Genomic DNA, 15,039 nt, shown 5'->3' on the forward strand with positions numbered 1-15,039 from the left:
TTGCTGTCCCTTTTGTTTCTTACCGCTTCACATAGTGCAGTTGAGCAGAAACGCCAATGGGGCAAAGCGTACCTTCGCGCGCGAACCGCCGCGTTGAACGAGGCGGTCTGCAGAGCAATCCGCGCAAGCAGATCAGACTTTCCATACGCCTGGCACCTGCCGGGTCGCGATGTTGAGACGGTTCCAGACATTGACGTTGGCGATGGCCAGCACCAGATTGCCGAGCCGCTTTTCATCGAAATGTCTGGCGGCTTCATTCCAGACGTCATCCGGCACCGGATCGGCCCGATCCGCAACACGGGTCACCGCTTCGGTCAGGGCCAGGGCGGCGCGCTCCGCCTCTGAGAAGTACGGCGTATCGCGCCACACGGACACGGCGAAGAGCCGTTCATCGGTTTCACCTGCCTTGCGGGCAAGGCGCGGATGCATGTCGACGCAGACACTGCAGCCGTTGATCTGGCTGGCGCGCAGATGCACGAGTTCAAGCAGGCCTTTCGGGAACTCGCTGTCACCGGTGGACGCAGCCAGTGCCTGCAGGGCTTTCATTGCTTCAGGGTTGATCATTGCCGGGTTGCTCATACGTGCTTGCATCATTTTTTCCTCTTGTTTGACTGACGCCCGAAACCAGATATCCGGGCTTTTGCTCTTGACGGTTTCCCGGACCCGATTTCTTGTCACATCGGCCGGATTTCGTTCGTCATTGCTTTGACGGAACAGGACGAGGAAACGTGACAGATGAACGAGAAAAAATTTCTGACCGAGCAATTCGAGGCCAATCGCACCCATCTGCGGCGGGTAGCCTACCGGATGCTCGGCTCGATGACCGAAGCCGATGACGCCGTACAGGAGGCCTGGCTGCGCTTCAGCCGGGCGCATACGGACGACGTCGGCAACTTGGCTGGCTGGCTGACAACTGTCGTCTCACGCGTATGCCTCGATATGCTGCGCTCGCGCACATCACGGCGCGAGGACCAACTGACTCCGCAAACACCAGAGCCCGTGGCAGGCCGCGAGTCAGGCGGCGATCCCGAACATGACATTGTAATGGCAGATTCGGTGGGGGCGGCTCTGCTCGTGGTGCTCGAACGGCTGGCCCCGGCGGAGCGGCTGGCTTTCGTGTTGCACGACATGTTCGGCATATCGTTCGACGAGATTGCGCCGATTGTCGATCGCACGCCGGAAGCGGCAAGGCAGTTGGCCAGCCGGGCGCGTCGCCGGGTGCAGGGAACGGATACCATTCCGGCCCGCAGTCTTGCCCGCCAGCGCGAGATCGTGAATGCCTTTCTGGCGGCTTCCCGCGGTGGCGATTTCAACGCGCTTCTGGCCGTGCTCGATCCGGATGTAGTCTTCCGTGCGGACAAAGCGGCGGTGCAATTGGGCGCAATGTCGGAAATTCGCGGTGCGGAAGCCGTGGCTAATACGTTCAAAGGACGCGCACAGGGTGCAGTGCCGGCGCTTGTCGATGGCGTGCTTGGTCTCGTGGTCAAGGTTCAAGGCAGGTTGCACGTGGTCCTGAACCTGACGATTGCAGGGGACAGGATCACTGCCATTGAAGCTGTTGCCGAGTCTTCGCGCCTCAACGCGCTTGACCTGGTGGTGCTCAGGAAAGGCAAGGGCCGAAAAGAATGAGACCAGATGCCGGTCTCATTCTAGTTTGGAGGAAAAACTTCAGGAGCCGATGAGAAGCCGCAGCTTCTTCAGGGCCACATCGGTGGTTTCCTTGTAGTCGATGGTGCTCTTCAGGCGGGCATCCCGGTCGAGCAGCATCACCGATGCCGTGTGGTCCATGGTGTAATCGCCATTTTCCGTCGGCACCTTGCGGGCATAGATCTTCCAACCCTTGATAACCTTCTCCACTTCCTTGGGATCGCCGGTGATGCCGGTGATCCGGTCGGTGAAGGCGGCCGTGTAGCCCTTCATCACCTCGGGCGTATCCCGTTCGGGATCCACAGAGATGAAGAAAACACGCAAATCCTTGCCTTCATCGCCCAATGCCTTGAGCCAGCCCGCCATCTCGAACAGCGTTGTCGGGCAAACCTCGGGACAATGGGTGAAACCGAAGAACAGCACCGTCGGATGTCCCTGGAATGCCGCTTCGGTGATTGGCGCGCCATTCTGGTCGATCAGTGAAAACGGCACACCAAGCTTCACCGGCTCTATCTCGTTGCCCTTGCGGGCGCTGTAATAGGTGAAGGCGAGGAAGATCATCAGAACGGCGATGACCGACCACAGTGCAATGCGGACGCGGCGAACGTTCATCACTGGCCATGCTCCATGGAGGTTGCGCCGGCAGCTTCCACGTGCAGTTTGAGCTCAACCTTGCCGGCCTTCTCGAATTCGAGGGTTACCGGGACGTCTTCGCCCTTCTTCAAGGGCTGCTTGATCTCCAGCAGCATCAGGTGCATGCCGCCCGGCTCGAGGTCGACGGTTCCGCCCGCGGGAATTTGCACACCGTCCGCAAGCTTGCGCATCTTCATCACTTCGCCGTCCATCTTCATTTCATGGACTTCGACGCGCGCGGCAACCGGGCTGGAGCCGCCCAGCAGGCGGTCCGCTTCCTTGGCCTCGTTGGTGATCGAGATATAGCCGCCGCCAACCTTGGCGCCCGGCAATGTGGCGCGGGTGAAGGCATCGGTGAACACGAGATTGCCGACTTTGACCGCGTCCGTGGCTTCATGCTTCTGCATTTTGGCAGCATCGCCCTTGCTCATGGCGGAGTGATCATGGGCCAATGCAGGTACGGCGAAGGTTGTTGCCAGCAAGAGGGCAGCAAATTTGAGAGTGGATTTCATGGACGTTCTCCAGTTCCGTTGTTTATGAGAATACGCGTTTGAGCGGGGAAGGAACACGCTGGATCAACTGATCGAGAACCAGCATGGCGAGAATGGCAAAACCTGTGAGCGGGAAGAGCACGCCGAAGCCGAGGATGACCAGGGTCAACGCGGCAAAGACGCTTTTTTGCGATGGCATGGGTGGCACCCCCAGACGCCCCGAGGGACGACGCTTCCACCACATGACCACGGCCGAGACAGCGGCGAGAATGATGGCAAAGCACGTAACCAACATGACGATCTGGTTCAGGAGGCCCCAATACTGTCCCATATGGACACCGATGCCGAACTCGATGGCCTTGGCACCCGCGCCATAATCGGCAAACTTCAGATCGACCAATGGTTTGCCGCTGTACTGATCGAAATGGATCGTCCGCTGCATGGCGATATCGTCCGGGAAAATCGCCGCGGTATAGACGCCTTCAGGCCCGGACGGCAGCGATACCTCGAAGCCCGGTGTGATGCCTTCTGCCCTGGCGGACGCCACAATCCGGTCAAGGCCGATGCTTTTCATCACCCCATCGGCTGTCGATGCCGGAACCGGGGCGTTTTCGATGGTCCAGCCCGCCTCGGTCAGCACATCCTTTGTCGGGATTTTCGACACCGGAACGTCGTTCCACAGCTGCGTGGGGTATCCGAGGCCCTTATCCGCCAGGGTGGCATTGAGCTTGTCACCCCAATAGGCCGACCAGGGCATGCCCGTGATGGCAAGGAAGAAGATCAGAGCCCCGGCAACAGCACCGGTCACCGCATGCAGGTCGCGCCAGAAGATGCGCTTGTCGGGCGTGCCGCGAACCGTGATGACGCCGCCCTTCTGCTTGCGCGGCCACCACAGATAAAAGCCGGTGACGACAAGGATCAGCGCGAGGCCGCCAACGGCCTCGACCACCCGGTCAAGCGCCAGCCCGAAATAGACGAGGCTGTGAATCTTGCGCACGACCCAATTGAATTCCTGCTTCTCGGCAACCTTGCCGAGCACCGAGCCGGTATAGGGATCGACGAAAACAAGGACCTTCCCGGCATCCGTACCGAGGATAACCCGGGCGGACTGGGTCGGCGTGGAGGGGTCGCGATAGCGCAGGATGGTTGCGCCGGGGACCGCAGCCTCGGCGTTCTTGATCAGCAGCGACGGCGCAAGCACCTCGCTGCGCGGCGTGACGACATTGCGGTAGGCAAACACCGTGTTGTCGATTTCATCCTTGAAGAGATAGAGCCCGCCGGTGATGGCGAGATTGAGCATGAAGGGGATGACCAGAAGGCCGGCGAAAAAATGCCAGCGCCAGATGGCGCGGTAGAGGGATTGACTGATGTCCTTGGGCTTCTGCGAAGCCATGCTTGAGACGCTCATGCGTGTTCCAATCGTCTGACAGCAACAATGGTTGGCCTGTGAAAGACCAATGGGCGCGCCCAAAACGGCGCAACCTTTCCGACCGGTGGCGGACCAGCGTTCGAAAAGTTTGTGTCAGACGAGAGGGGGAGCCTGGGGCGGTGCTGCCGGAGGATAGAGGCTGCGGGCAATCAGCACCGCTTCGCGCTTGATGGCGAGCGATACCGCCGGTTCTACACGCTGACCGCCGGTGTGAGGCGGAACAGGGAGAATGAACGATGCGGAAATACGGCAGGCTTCGCAGCCCGTGCCGTGCCATGCGCTCTTGTGCGGATTCTGGTCACCACTACCGGGAAGGCAGAGCACGGGAACAGTGCCGTCGGGCAGCGTATAGGCGGCAAGATCAATCTGATTATTGGATGCCGCAATGACCGGCTGATGGGCAAAGGCGACGAAGACAAGCGCCAGCGCGCACAGCATGCGCACCGCCAGTTGCCAATCGTATCCGTATCTGCGCATCACATCCCCGTTTTGCGGTTCCGGCTAACCAGATAACGCAGCTTGCGCGGGAAATCTATGCGGCAAAGCGACAAATGCTGGATCGCCTACGCAGGTAGACGATTAATCTCCACCAGCCATGCGCTCGAGGGCACATCTTTGAACGTCACCGTTTCGGCGCCGGCGAGATGCAATACATCATCCGAGCCGAGTGTTTCGCCTGAAGTCAGCTTCGCATCACTGCGCAGAACTACGAATGTTTGCGCAGCATCCGCCTTGATTGACGCATCAACCACCCTGCGAACCCGCGCCGAAAACGTCCCGCGACGGACCATGACATTGAGATCCGTGACCTCGCGCAGCACCACCGCGCCTGTCGGGACATCGCCGGGAAAGGCAATCGCCGGAGACAACAGACCGAGCGTTTCAGGTGGCTGGCCATCCACACTCAGCACCATCTCACCTTCCAGCACGGCCAGCACCCGGTCGATACCCGGAAAGGCCGAGAACGGGCCGGAAGCCGGAACGTTTGCCATGCTGATACGCCAGTCAAAGCTGTCGACCGATGCGCCTTCGGGAAAAACGGCAATCTCGGTGGTGACACCCTTGCCGTTTTTCCAAGGCATCTGCCGGTGCCCGGCCGAACGCAGGATGCGCATCAGCCGAGAATACCCGGCAGGTTGAGGCCCTTCTCCCGGGCGCAATCGATGGCGATCTCATAGCCCGCATCCGCATGGCGCATGACGCCGGTGGCCGGATCGTTCCACAGAACCCGTTCGATGCGGCGCTTGGCATCATCCGTACCGTCGGCGCAGATCACCATGCCCGCATGCTGCGAGAAGCCCATGCCGACACCACCGCCATGATGCAGCGACACCCATGTGGCGCCCGATGCCGTGTTGAGCAGGGCATTGAGCAGCGGCCAGTCGGAAACCGCATCCGAACCGTCCTTCATCGCTTCGGTCTCGCGGTTCGGCGAGGCGACGGAACCGGAATCGAGGTGATCGCGGCCGATGACCACAGGTGCCTTGAGTTCACCCGTGCGCACCATTTCGTTGAAGGCAAGGCCAAGGCGATGCCGATCACCCAGGCCGACCCAGCAGATGCGGGCGGGAAGGCCCTGGAACGCGATACGCTCGCGCGCCATGTCGAGCCAGTTGTGCAGATGCGTGTTGCCGGGGGTGAGTTCCTTCACCTTGGCGTCCGTCTTGTAGATATCCTCCGGGTCGCCCGACAGCGCCGCCCAGCGGAACGGACCGATACCGCGGCAGAACAGCGGACGGATATAGGCGGGGACGAAGCCGGGGAAAGCGAAGGCATTTTCCAGTCCTTCGTCCTTGGCGACCTGACGGATATTGTTGCCATAATCGAGCGTCGGGACGCCGGCGTTCCAGAAAGCGATCATCGCCTCCACATGCTCGCGCATCGACGCGCGGGCAGCCTTTTCGACAGCCTTGGGGTCGCTTTCACGCTTGGCCTTCCATTCGGCGATCGACCAGCCCTTGGGCAGGTAGCCATTGATCGGATCATGCGCCGAGGTCTGGTCGGTAACGATGTCGGGGCGTACGCCGCGGCGCACCAGTTCCGGCAGGATTTCCGCTGCATTGCCGAGGAGACCGACGGACTTGGCTTCACCGGCCTTGGTCCAGCGGTCGATCATTGCAAGCGCCTCATCCAGCGTTTCGGCCTTGGCATCGACATAACGGGTACGCAGGCGGAAATCGATCGAATCCGGATTGCACTCGATGGCGAGGCAGCAGGCACCGGCCATGACAGCGGCCAGTGGCTGTGCGCCGCCCATGCCGCCAAGGCCGCCGGTGAGAATCCACTTGCCCTTGAGATTGCCGCCGTAATGCTGGCGGCCCGCCTCGACGAAGGTCTCGTAGGTGCCCTGCACGATGCCCTGCGTGCCGATGTAGATCCACGAACCGGCGGTCATCTGGCCGTACATGGCCAGGCCCTTCTTATCCAGTTCGTTGAAATGATCCCATGTCGCCCAATGGGGAACGAGGTTGGAATTGGCGATGAGGACGCGCGGCGCATCCGCATGGGTGCGGAACACGCCGACCGGCTTGCCGGACTGCACCAGCAGGGTCTCGTCCTCGTTCAAGGTCTTCAGGGTCGCGACGATCTTGTCGAAGTCGTCCCATGTGCGCGTGGCGCGGCCGATACCGCCATAGACCACCAGTTCATTGGGGTTTTCGGCCACATCCGGATCAAGATTGTTCATCAGCATGCGCAGGGGCGCTTCTGTCATCCAGGATTTGGTATTGAGTTCCGGACCGCGGGGGCTGCGGATTTCACGGATATTGTGACGTGGATTGTTCATTTTAAGCTCCCGAGCTTGAAGGCGGTTTGTTCGAGATTTTCGAGAATGTCCTTGAGATGCTTGCGCAGGCGCTCGGCCTTCGTCTCGTCATAGGCAAAGGGCGGCGCTTCGGTCTGCAGATGGGTGGACTGCGCCAGCTCCATCTGGATGGCATGCACACCCTTTTCCGGTTTGCCGTAGTGGCGCGTGGTCCAGCCGCCCTTGAAGCGCCCGTTCATCACGCCGTCGTAACCCGGTGCGGCAAAGGCAAACCGGCCGGTGGCTGCCGCCACCTCCGGGGCACAGCTCGCGCCCTGATTGGTGCCGATGTTGAAATCCGGCAGCTTGCCCTGAAACAGAAACGGGATGTGCGAGCGGATGGAGTGGCAATCATAGAGAATGGCGAGGCCGTGAATGCCCTGCACGCGCTTGATTTCCGCCGCCAGGGCGGCGTGATAGGGCTTGTGGAAATGCTCAAGCCGTTTTTGCGTATCGGCGGCAGCTGGTTTTTCGCCGTCACGCCAGATCGCCCTGCCGTCGAAATCCGTTTCCGGGATGAGGCCAGTGGTGTTCTGTCCGGGATAGAGGCTGACGCCTTCCGGATCGCGGTTGGCATCGATCACATAACGGTGGAAGGTGGCACGAACGGTCGTCGCTTCCGGCAGAAGCCCGTCATAAAGCGTATGGATATGCCAGTCCGTATCGGCCAGCAGCTGCCCGTTCTCGTTCAGCCGTGCCCAGATATCGGCCGGAATCTCGGTGCCGGTGTGCGGCAGGCCAAGAATGACCGGGGACGCCCCCTGCTTGACGTCAACAACACTCATAGGCCGGTATCCAGTGCTGGGAGGATGTCGGGGGAGATGGCGGCATTGAGCGTCCCGGAACCAATGAGATCGGACACGGCCTTCAGGTCCGGCGCCATGTAGCGGTCTTCGTCCAGCGTCGGCACGACGGAACGGATCGCGGCATGGGCGCGGGTGAGTTCCGGGCTGGTCTGCAGCGGGCTGCGCAAATCAATACCCTGCGCGGCGGTGAGTGCCTCGATGCCGATGATGGAGAACAGATTGTCCGTCATCTGCAACAGGCGGCGCGCGCCGTGGCAGGCCATGGACACGTGGTCTTCCTGATTGGCCGAGGTCGGCGTGGAATCAACCGAGGCCGGATGCGACATCTGCTTGTTTTCCGACATGAGCGCCGCTGAGGTGACCTCGGCGATCATCAGGCCGGAATTCAAACCCGGTTTGCGGGCAAGGAAAGCAGGCAGGCCGTAGCTCAATGCCGGATCGACCAGCAGTGCGATGCGGCGCTGGGCGATCGAGCCGATTTCGCAGATGGCAAGCGCAATCTGATCGGCGGCGAAAGCAACAGGTTCCGCGTGGAAGTTGCCGCCCGATACCACCGAGCCATCACTGAGAACCAGCGGATTGTCGGTAACCGCATTGGCTTCGATTTCCAGCGTCCGCGCCGCCATGCGCAGGAGATCGAGGCAGGCGCCGTCGACCTGGGGCTGGCAGCGGATGCAGTAGGGGTCCTGGACGCGTTCGTCGCCTTCAATATGACTTTCGCGGATCGGCGAATTTTCGAGCAGGCGGCGAAGCGCGGCGCCCGTATCGATCTGGCCGCGATGGCCGCGCAGGGTGTGAATATCGGGGTGGAACGGCGCTGAGGAACCCATCGCCGCATCGGTGGACAGGGCCCCCGTGATCAAGGCCGACTGTGCAGAGCGATGCGCCCGGAACAGGCCCGCGAGCGCCAGCGCCGTTGAAACCTGCGTGCCGTTGATGAGCGCGAGCCCTTCCTTGGCGGCAAGTACCACCGGCTTCAGGCCTGCCTTGGCAAGACCTTCCCCGGCTGGCATCTGCGTACCGCCGAACACCACATCGCCCTCGCCGATCATTGCCGCAGCCATATGCGCCAGCGGCGCCAGATCGCCGGAAGCGCCCACGGAACCTTTCTCGGGAATAACAGGAATGACGCCTTTTGCCAGCATCGCTTCGATAAGGCCGATCAGTTCCGGGCGCACGCCCGAAGCACCGCGGCCGAGCGAAATCAGCTTCAGCGCCATGATCAGGCGGACAATGTTTTCCGGCAGCGCATTGCCGACGCCGCAGCAATGCGACAGGATCAGATTGCGCTGGAGCGTCCCCACATCGGCGGCGTCGATGCGGATCGAAGCAAGCTTGCCGAAGCCGGTGTTGATGCCATAGACCGGCTCGCTGCCGGCTGCGATTTCGGCGATGCGCGCAGCTGCGGCTGCAATCCCCTTATGAAACGATGCATCGAGCCGGACAGGCGTGCCCTGCCAATAGATTTTTTCCAGTTCAGCCAGAGGAACGGAACCGGGGTGGAGGACGACAGTCATGGTCAAGCCTTCAAGATGAGCTGGTGGAGGGGATTGAAACCGATGCGGTAGCAGAGTTCTGCGGGCTGGGCGGCGTTCCAGATGGCGATTTCGGCGCGTTTGCCGGGAGCGATGGTGCCAAGATCGTTTTGCAACCCCAGCGCATGCGCTGCCTCGCGCGTTGCACCCGCCAGCGCTTCCTCGGCGGTCAGGCGGAACAGGGTGCAGGCCATGTTCATGGTCAGGAGCAGCGATGTCAGCGGCGACGTACCGGGGTTGCAGTCCGTGGCTATGGCGATGCGGGCACCGGCGTCGCGCAGGGCTTTGACCGGCGGCGCCTGTTCTTCCCGCAATGCATAGAAGGCACCGGGCAGAAGCACCGCAACCGTGCCTGCGGCGGCCATGGCCCTGGCGCCGTCTTCGTCGAGATATTCAAGATGATCGGCAGACAGTGCGCCATAGGATGCGGCAAGCTTGGCACCACCGAGATTGGACAGCTGTTCCGCATGCAGCTTGACCGGAATGCCAAGAGCTTTCGCCCGGTCAAACACACGCATGATCTGGGCCGGCGAGAAGGCAATACCTTCGCAAAAGCCGTCGACCGCATCGACCAGACCTTCCGCATGGGCAGCGTCGAGACCCGGCAGCACAACTTCGCTGATATAATCATCCGCGCGGCCGCGATATTCCGGCGGCACCGCATGGGCAGCGAGATAGCTGGTGCGGATGCGCACGGGACGCAGCGTGCCGAGGCGGCGCGCCACCCGCAGCATTTTCAGCTCCGTCTCGATGTTGAGGCCGTAGCCGGATTTGATTTCAACGGTGGAAATGCCCTCCGCCAGCAGGGTGTCAAGCCGCGGCAGGCTTTGCGCGACAAGTTCATCTTCCGATAGACCATTGGTCGATTTCACCGAGGAAACAATGCCGCCGCCAGCCCGGGCGATTTCCTCATAGCTGGCGCCCTCGAGGCGCATTTCAAACTCACGGGCGCGGTTGCCGCCGAAAACCAGATGGGTGTGGCAGTCGATCAGTGCCGGCGTCGCCAGCCGCCCGCCGAAATCCTGCACCTCGACAGCTTTCCAGTCATCCGGAACAGCAGTGCCAACCCAGGAAATACGATCCCCTTCAATGCCGATCGCACCCGCGTCGATCAGGCCATAGGGCGCACCGGTATTCTCCAGCGTCGCGATCCTCAATCCGGACAGAATTTTTCTCATCGGCCTTGATACCATCCCCATTAGTGCTTGCTCATGACGTTATTATGTATATACATATTATGTCAATCCGGGGATGAGAGAAGAAATGAGCGAAGCCAAAAAATCTGTTTTTGCGAGCACGGCCCTCACGGAAAAAGGCTGGGAACGCGACGTCCTCGTGCAGATCGGCGCGAGCGGGCAGATCGTGTCGGTGGACGCAAACAGCACTGCGCCCAGTGACAGTCATCGCACCGCTGTTCTTCTCCCGGCGCAGGCCAATCTGCACAGCCACACATTCCAGCGGGCCATGGCCGGCCTTTCCGAAGCGCGCAGCCCGGCGGGCCGCGACAGTTTCTGGACGTGGCGCGAGATCATGTACCGCTTCCTCGACATTCTCGACCCTGATGACATCGAAGCGATCGCCGCCTTCGCATTCGTCGAAATGCTCGAATCCGGCTATTCCAGCGTGGCCGAATTTCACTATGTCCATCACCAGCCGGGCGGCACTCCCTATGCCAGCCTCGGCGAATTGTCGGAGCGCATCGCCGCTGCCGCCAGTGCGAGCGGTATCGGCCTGACATTGCTGCCGGTTGCCTATGCGCAGGGCGGCGTCGACGGACGCGCGCTGGCGGGCGGGCAATTGCGTTTCGGCAATGATGTCGAGCGCTTTTCCAAACTGGCGCAGGCCGCGCAAAAGGCCGCGCGGCAAACAGGTCCCGATGCGGGTTTCGGCGTCGCACCGCATTCGATCCGCGCCGTCAGCGAACGCGACCTTCTGGAGCTGGAGCGCCGGTTTGCCGCCATGCCCTTCCACATCCACATCGCCGAACAGCTGCCGGAGCTGGCAGAAGTCCAGGCAGCCTATGGCCAGCGCTCCATGAGCTGGCTGCTTGACCATCTGCCCGTCAATGAGCGCTGGTGCCTCATTCATTCGACGCACATGACACCGGAAGAAACTTTGCGCGTTGCTGCCAGCGGCGCGGTGGTCGGCCTCTGCCCGCTGACCGAGGCAAGCCTCGGCGATGGCATTTTTGATGGCGTGCGCTACCTGGGTGCGGGCGGACGGTTCGGTACGGGATCGGATTCCAACATCCGCATTTCACCATCGGAAGAACTGCGGCAGCTCGAATACAGCCAGCGTTTGCGCGATGTCTCTCGGGTCACGCTTTCCGTCGACGGCAAATCCAACGGCCGTACGCTCTATGACACCGCGCTTGCGGGCGGAATGCAGGCCTTGGGCCGTAATGGCGGCAGTCTTGCCGTTGGACAATGGGCCGACATGGTTGCACTCGATGCCGATAATCCCGCGATCCTCGGCCTCCGGGGTGACCGGTTGCTTGACGGCTGGATTTTTGCAGGCGACAGACACGCGGTGACCGATGTGTGGTCGGCGGGCCGTCATGTGGTGCATGAGGGACGCCACCACGCGCGGGAACAAATCTTTGCAACCTACAAGACGCGGCTTGCGTCGGTTCTGGAGCGGGTGTGACGGCAACAGCGCGAAAATCCTTCCATGCCATCAAAGCGGAAATGGCCCGGCGCATCGCCGAGCGGGTCTGGGCACCCGGTGCACTGATTCCCGGAGAGGAAGTGCTGTCCATTGAATTCGGCTGCGCCCGCGCCACGGTCAACCGCGCCTTGCAGGAACTGGCGCGGGGCGGCGTCCTCGTGCGCAAGCGCAAGGCCGGAACCCGGGTAGCCCTGCACCCGATGCGGGAAGCGCGCTTTGTCATTCCCATCGTCAGGCAGGAAATCGAGACAAAGGGCGGCGCCTACCAGTTCAGGCTGCTTTCCAACCAGGTGGAAAAAGCACCGGGAGATGTTGCCCGCCGCATGGGCCTCGCCAAGGCCAAGGACATGCTGCACGTGCGCTGCCTGCACCTCTCCGACGGCAAGCCGTATCAATATGAGGATCGCTGGATCAATCTCGATGCTGTGCCTTCCATTCGCGGCGAGACATTCGAGACCATCAGCCCGAACGAATGGCTGGTGACCCACTCACCGTTCTCGCAGGCCGAGATCGTCTTTCACGCCGGTGTGGCGAGCGCGCAGGAGGCTGATATTCTCGGTGTCAGCGAAAAGGACGCCGTGTTCATTGTGGAACGCGTCACCTTCGTGCCGCAGAAGCCGATCACATTCGTGCGGATGATCCACCCCGCCTCGCACCGCATGGTCACACAGCTCTAGAAGACATTCGGCTTGATGACGCAAGGAATAGACCGTCGCGCGCCCTCGGGGTGCGATGATTTGTCAGCTTGCCAGAACAATTGTCTACTAAAAAACTCATAATTTCCTAGAATCATTCTAAGCTATTGATATTTTTCATGCTTTTCAAAAATTATCATTTGACTTTGGAATAAGTCATTGCCTTTATGCACAAGCACACGAGTGCATACCTTTGATGTCTGGGCCTTGAACCCGTTCGATTGGAGGACCCTATGATAGGTCTTTTTCTGCCACGCCTGCGCGTGGTTTTCATGCTGCATGCGCAGCTTCCACGTCCCGCACCCGGCCTGAACCGGCTGACGCAGCCCGTTGCCCGCCCATGCCGCAACAATGAACAGGATGGGAGTGGGCATGTATCCACGCGCATCTGAAGCAGGGCAAGGGACAGGCTGCTATTTCGACCGGGCTCCGGAGAAGCTCGTGCTGGAAGGCTATCGCCGGTGGACTGCCGGTTTTGAAACCGGTTCGGTGATCGCCTGGGAAATGGCGTTTGGCCTGTACAGCGAAATTCTCGGCAGCCGTGCAGGCAACCGCGCCCTGTCGGAACTCTCGTTCTTCATCCGCACCTTGCGCCACTGCGCCCTGTGCCCGCTGAAGACATTTCCATTCGGCTCGCACCATGTATGCAAGGAAGAATGTCTGACTTTGGGGCTGATCGCCGGACTTCAAAATTGCGACATGCTTGCGGCACGAACCTGCCTCAATGCCATGGCATGCCCCTCCCGCCAGGAAGAGGTTGAGAATGCAGCCATCGGTTTTGCCGAAACGCTCGCCGAGCTGGATCAGGTGCTTTTGCCGATCCCTAAATTTGCCATTGACGACATCATTTCCCGCCCGCTGCGGGCAAAATACCACTAGGACGAAGGGGAAAACCAATGATCATCAACGCACGCATGGAACGACGCCTTTCAATCGCCGCCACCGCATTGCTGACACTGGCGATCTTTGTCACGCCACTCAAGGTGCGCGCCTCGATCGAAGCCAGGATAGTGACCAGCACATACACCGAAGTTGCAGAGATCACGCCGGTTGACCTGCTGATCCGCAAATAAGGGCCTCCAGCCCGGTACCGGCCGCAGGCCGGTACCACTTCCTCGCCGCCGGGAAAGAATCCTGCTGCGGTCAAATTCCACCACCGATCCGGAATAGACTACCATTTCTGTAGACTATGGTATTCAGGTAGAATTTTCTAATTTATCGATATAAAAGGAATTCTTTCCAACGCCCGCTCTGCGGGGCGCTCTGCTACGCTTTAGGTCACACTACACGGAGGCAGGCATGAAACATTCCCGTATATCCCTATCGCTTGCGGCTGCTTTATTCGCCGCAACAGTTTCCTTTCAATCGCTGTCTGCCGCCCATGCGGATACGACGCTGCTGAACGTCTCGTATGACCCGACCCGCGAGCTCTACAAGGACTATAACGCGGCTTTTGCGGCGAAATGGAAAGCGGATACCGGGGAAACGCTGACCATCCAGACATCGCATGGCGGGTCCGGCGCGCAGGCCCGTTCGGTGATTGACGGGCTCGATGCCGATGTGGTGACGCTGGCGCTTGAAAGCGACATCTCCGCCATCGCCAAGGCAACGAAAAAGATCAATCCTGACTGGCGCACGAAATATCCGCACAATTCCGCACCGTATACGTCAACCATCGTCTTCCTGGTGCGCAAGGGCAATCCGAAGGGCATCAAGGACTGGGGCGATCTCATCAAGGATGGGGTCGAAGTCATCACGCCTAACCCCAAGACATCGGGTGGGGCACGCTGGAATTATCTTGCGGCCTGGGCCTGGGCCAATGGCCAATACGGTGGCGACGAAGCCAAGATCAAGGACTATATCGGCAATCTGTTCCAGCATGTCCCGGTCCTCGACTCGGGCGCACGCGGGTCGACCACGACCTTTGCCCAGCGTGAGCTTGGCGACGTGCTGCTCGCCTGGGAAAACGAAGCCTATCTTGCCTCCGATGAATTCGGCGCCGACAAATTCGACATTGTCGTGCCGCCGCAATCCATCCTTGCCGAGCCGCCCGTTGCCGTTGTCGACGGCAATGTCGATGCCAAGGGCACCCGCAAGGTGGCTGAAGCCTATCTCCAGTATCTCTACTCGGCAGAAGGCCAGACCATTGCAGCGAAGCACTTTTATCGCCCTTCCGAGCCCAAGCTGGTATCAGCGGATCTCCTGAAAAAACTGCCGGAGTTGAAACTGGTGACAATCGATGATCCAATCTTCGGCGGGTGGGCAAAAGCACAGCCCTATCACTTCGGAGATGGCGGAACGTTTGACCAGATTTACAAGCCGAAAAAGTAACA

Annotated in this window: 17 protein-coding genes; 7 read left to right on the plus strand and 10 right to left on the minus strand. The window is 60.5% G+C overall.

Going from position 1 to position 15,039, the window contains the following annotated elements:
• Window positions 1-132: 132 nt before the first annotated feature.
• Window positions 133-591, minus strand: a complete 459-nt coding sequence (locus J1W56_RS05220; protein ID WP_223612419.1) for a carboxymuconolactone decarboxylase family protein — start codon at window positions 589-591, stop codon at window positions 133-135.
• Between the two features lie 144 nt (window positions 592-735).
• Between J1W56_RS05220 and J1W56_RS05225 the strand changes: the two genes are divergently transcribed.
• Window positions 736-1,629, plus strand: coding sequence for a sigma-70 family RNA polymerase sigma factor (locus J1W56_RS05225; RefSeq protein ID WP_223612227.1), 894 nt, complete (start codon window positions 736-738; stop codon window positions 1,627-1,629).
• Between the two features lie 39 nt (window positions 1,630-1,668).
• Here J1W56_RS05225 and J1W56_RS05230 read toward each other — a convergent pair whose 3' ends face one another.
• The 9 genes from J1W56_RS05230 to hutI all read right to left on the minus strand — a co-directional run bounded on the left by J1W56_RS05230 (window position 1,669) and on the right by hutI (window position 10,522).
• The gene (locus J1W56_RS05230) at window positions 1,669-2,259 is read right to left on the minus strand and encodes an SCO family protein (protein WP_223612228.1); all 591 of its coding nucleotides are present in this window, start codon (window positions 2,257-2,259) and stop codon (window positions 1,669-1,671) included.
• Window positions 2,259-2,792, minus strand: coding sequence for a copper chaperone PCu(A)C (locus tag J1W56_RS05235; protein ID WP_223612229.1), 534 nt, complete (start codon window positions 2,790-2,792; stop codon window positions 2,259-2,261). The genes J1W56_RS05230 and J1W56_RS05235 overlap by 1 nt, the downstream gene beginning before the upstream one ends.
• A 22-nt stretch (window positions 2,793-2,814) precedes the next feature.
• Entirely contained in the window at window positions 2,815-4,179 is a 1,365-nt protein-coding gene (locus J1W56_RS05240; RefSeq protein WP_223612230.1) for a PepSY-associated TM helix domain-containing protein, read from the minus strand.
• A 114-nt stretch (window positions 4,180-4,293) separates the two neighbouring features.
• Entirely contained in the window at window positions 4,294-4,677 is a 384-nt protein-coding gene (locus J1W56_RS05245; RefSeq protein ID WP_223612231.1) for a hypothetical protein, read from the minus strand.
• Window positions 4,678-4,763: 86 nt separating this feature from the next.
• Complete coding sequence (locus J1W56_RS05250; protein WP_223612232.1) at window positions 4,764-5,315, minus strand: HutD/Ves family protein; 552 nt, start codon at window positions 5,313-5,315, stop codon at window positions 4,764-4,766.
• Window positions 5,315-6,985, minus strand: coding sequence for a urocanate hydratase (gene hutU / locus J1W56_RS05255; protein WP_223612233.1), 1,671 nt, complete (start codon window positions 6,983-6,985; stop codon window positions 5,315-5,317). Before hutU ends, J1W56_RS05250 begins: the two co-directional genes overlap by 1 nt.
• Entirely contained in the window at window positions 6,982-7,788 is an 807-nt protein-coding gene (gene hutG / locus J1W56_RS05260; RefSeq protein ID WP_223612234.1) for an N-formylglutamate deformylase, read from the minus strand. The genes hutU and hutG overlap by 4 nt, the downstream gene beginning before the upstream one ends.
• The gene (gene hutH / locus J1W56_RS05265; protein ID WP_223612235.1) at window positions 7,785-9,326 is read right to left on the minus strand and encodes a histidine ammonia-lyase; all 1,542 of its coding nucleotides are present in this window, start codon (window positions 9,324-9,326) and stop codon (window positions 7,785-7,787) included. The genes hutG and hutH overlap by 4 nt, the downstream gene beginning before the upstream one ends.
• Before the next feature lie 2 nt (window positions 9,327-9,328).
• Window positions 9,329-10,522: an imidazolonepropionase gene (gene hutI / locus J1W56_RS05270; protein WP_223612236.1), complete on the minus strand. Its 1,194-nt coding sequence runs from the start codon at window positions 10,520-10,522 to the stop codon at window positions 9,329-9,331.
• A gap of 85 nt (window positions 10,523-10,607) precedes the next feature.
• On the opposite strand from hutI, the gene J1W56_RS05275 reads away from it, so the two are divergent.
• From J1W56_RS05275 to J1W56_RS05300, 6 genes are all read left to right on the plus strand, one after another.
• Entirely contained in the window at window positions 10,608-11,990 is a 1,383-nt protein-coding gene (locus J1W56_RS05275; protein ID WP_223612237.1) for a formimidoylglutamate deiminase, read from the plus strand.
• The gene (locus J1W56_RS05280) at window positions 11,987-12,688 is read left to right on the plus strand and encodes a GntR family transcriptional regulator (RefSeq protein ID WP_223612238.1); all 702 of its coding nucleotides are present in this window, start codon (window positions 11,987-11,989) and stop codon (window positions 12,686-12,688) included. The genes J1W56_RS05275 and J1W56_RS05280 overlap by 4 nt, the downstream gene beginning before the upstream one ends.
• 251 nt (window positions 12,689-12,939) lie before the next feature.
• Window positions 12,940-13,098 carry a hypothetical protein gene (locus J1W56_RS05285; protein ID WP_223612239.1) on the plus strand — a complete coding sequence of 53 codons (159 nt, stop codon included), beginning with the start codon at window positions 12,940-12,942 and terminating at the stop codon, window positions 13,096-13,098.
• Window positions 13,079-13,585 (plus strand): hypothetical protein, encoded by a 507-nt coding sequence (locus J1W56_RS05290; RefSeq protein ID WP_223612240.1) that lies wholly within the window; start codon window positions 13,079-13,081, stop codon window positions 13,583-13,585. Before J1W56_RS05285 ends, J1W56_RS05290 begins: the two co-directional genes overlap by 20 nt.
• A gap of 17 nt (window positions 13,586-13,602) precedes the next feature.
• Window positions 13,603-13,779: a hypothetical protein gene (locus tag J1W56_RS05295; RefSeq protein ID WP_223612241.1), complete on the plus strand. Its 177-nt coding sequence runs from the start codon at window positions 13,603-13,605 to the stop codon at window positions 13,777-13,779.
• Between the two features lie 226 nt (window positions 13,780-14,005).
• Window positions 14,006-15,037: a sulfate ABC transporter substrate-binding protein gene (locus J1W56_RS05300; protein WP_223612242.1), complete on the plus strand. Its 1,032-nt coding sequence runs from the start codon at window positions 14,006-14,008 to the stop codon at window positions 15,035-15,037.
• Window positions 15,038-15,039: the final 2 nt, after the last annotated feature.

This window comes from Phyllobacterium calauticae (assembly GCF_019991125.1).
Lineage (GTDB): Bacteria > Pseudomonadota > Alphaproteobacteria > Rhizobiales > Rhizobiaceae > Phyllobacterium > Phyllobacterium calauticae.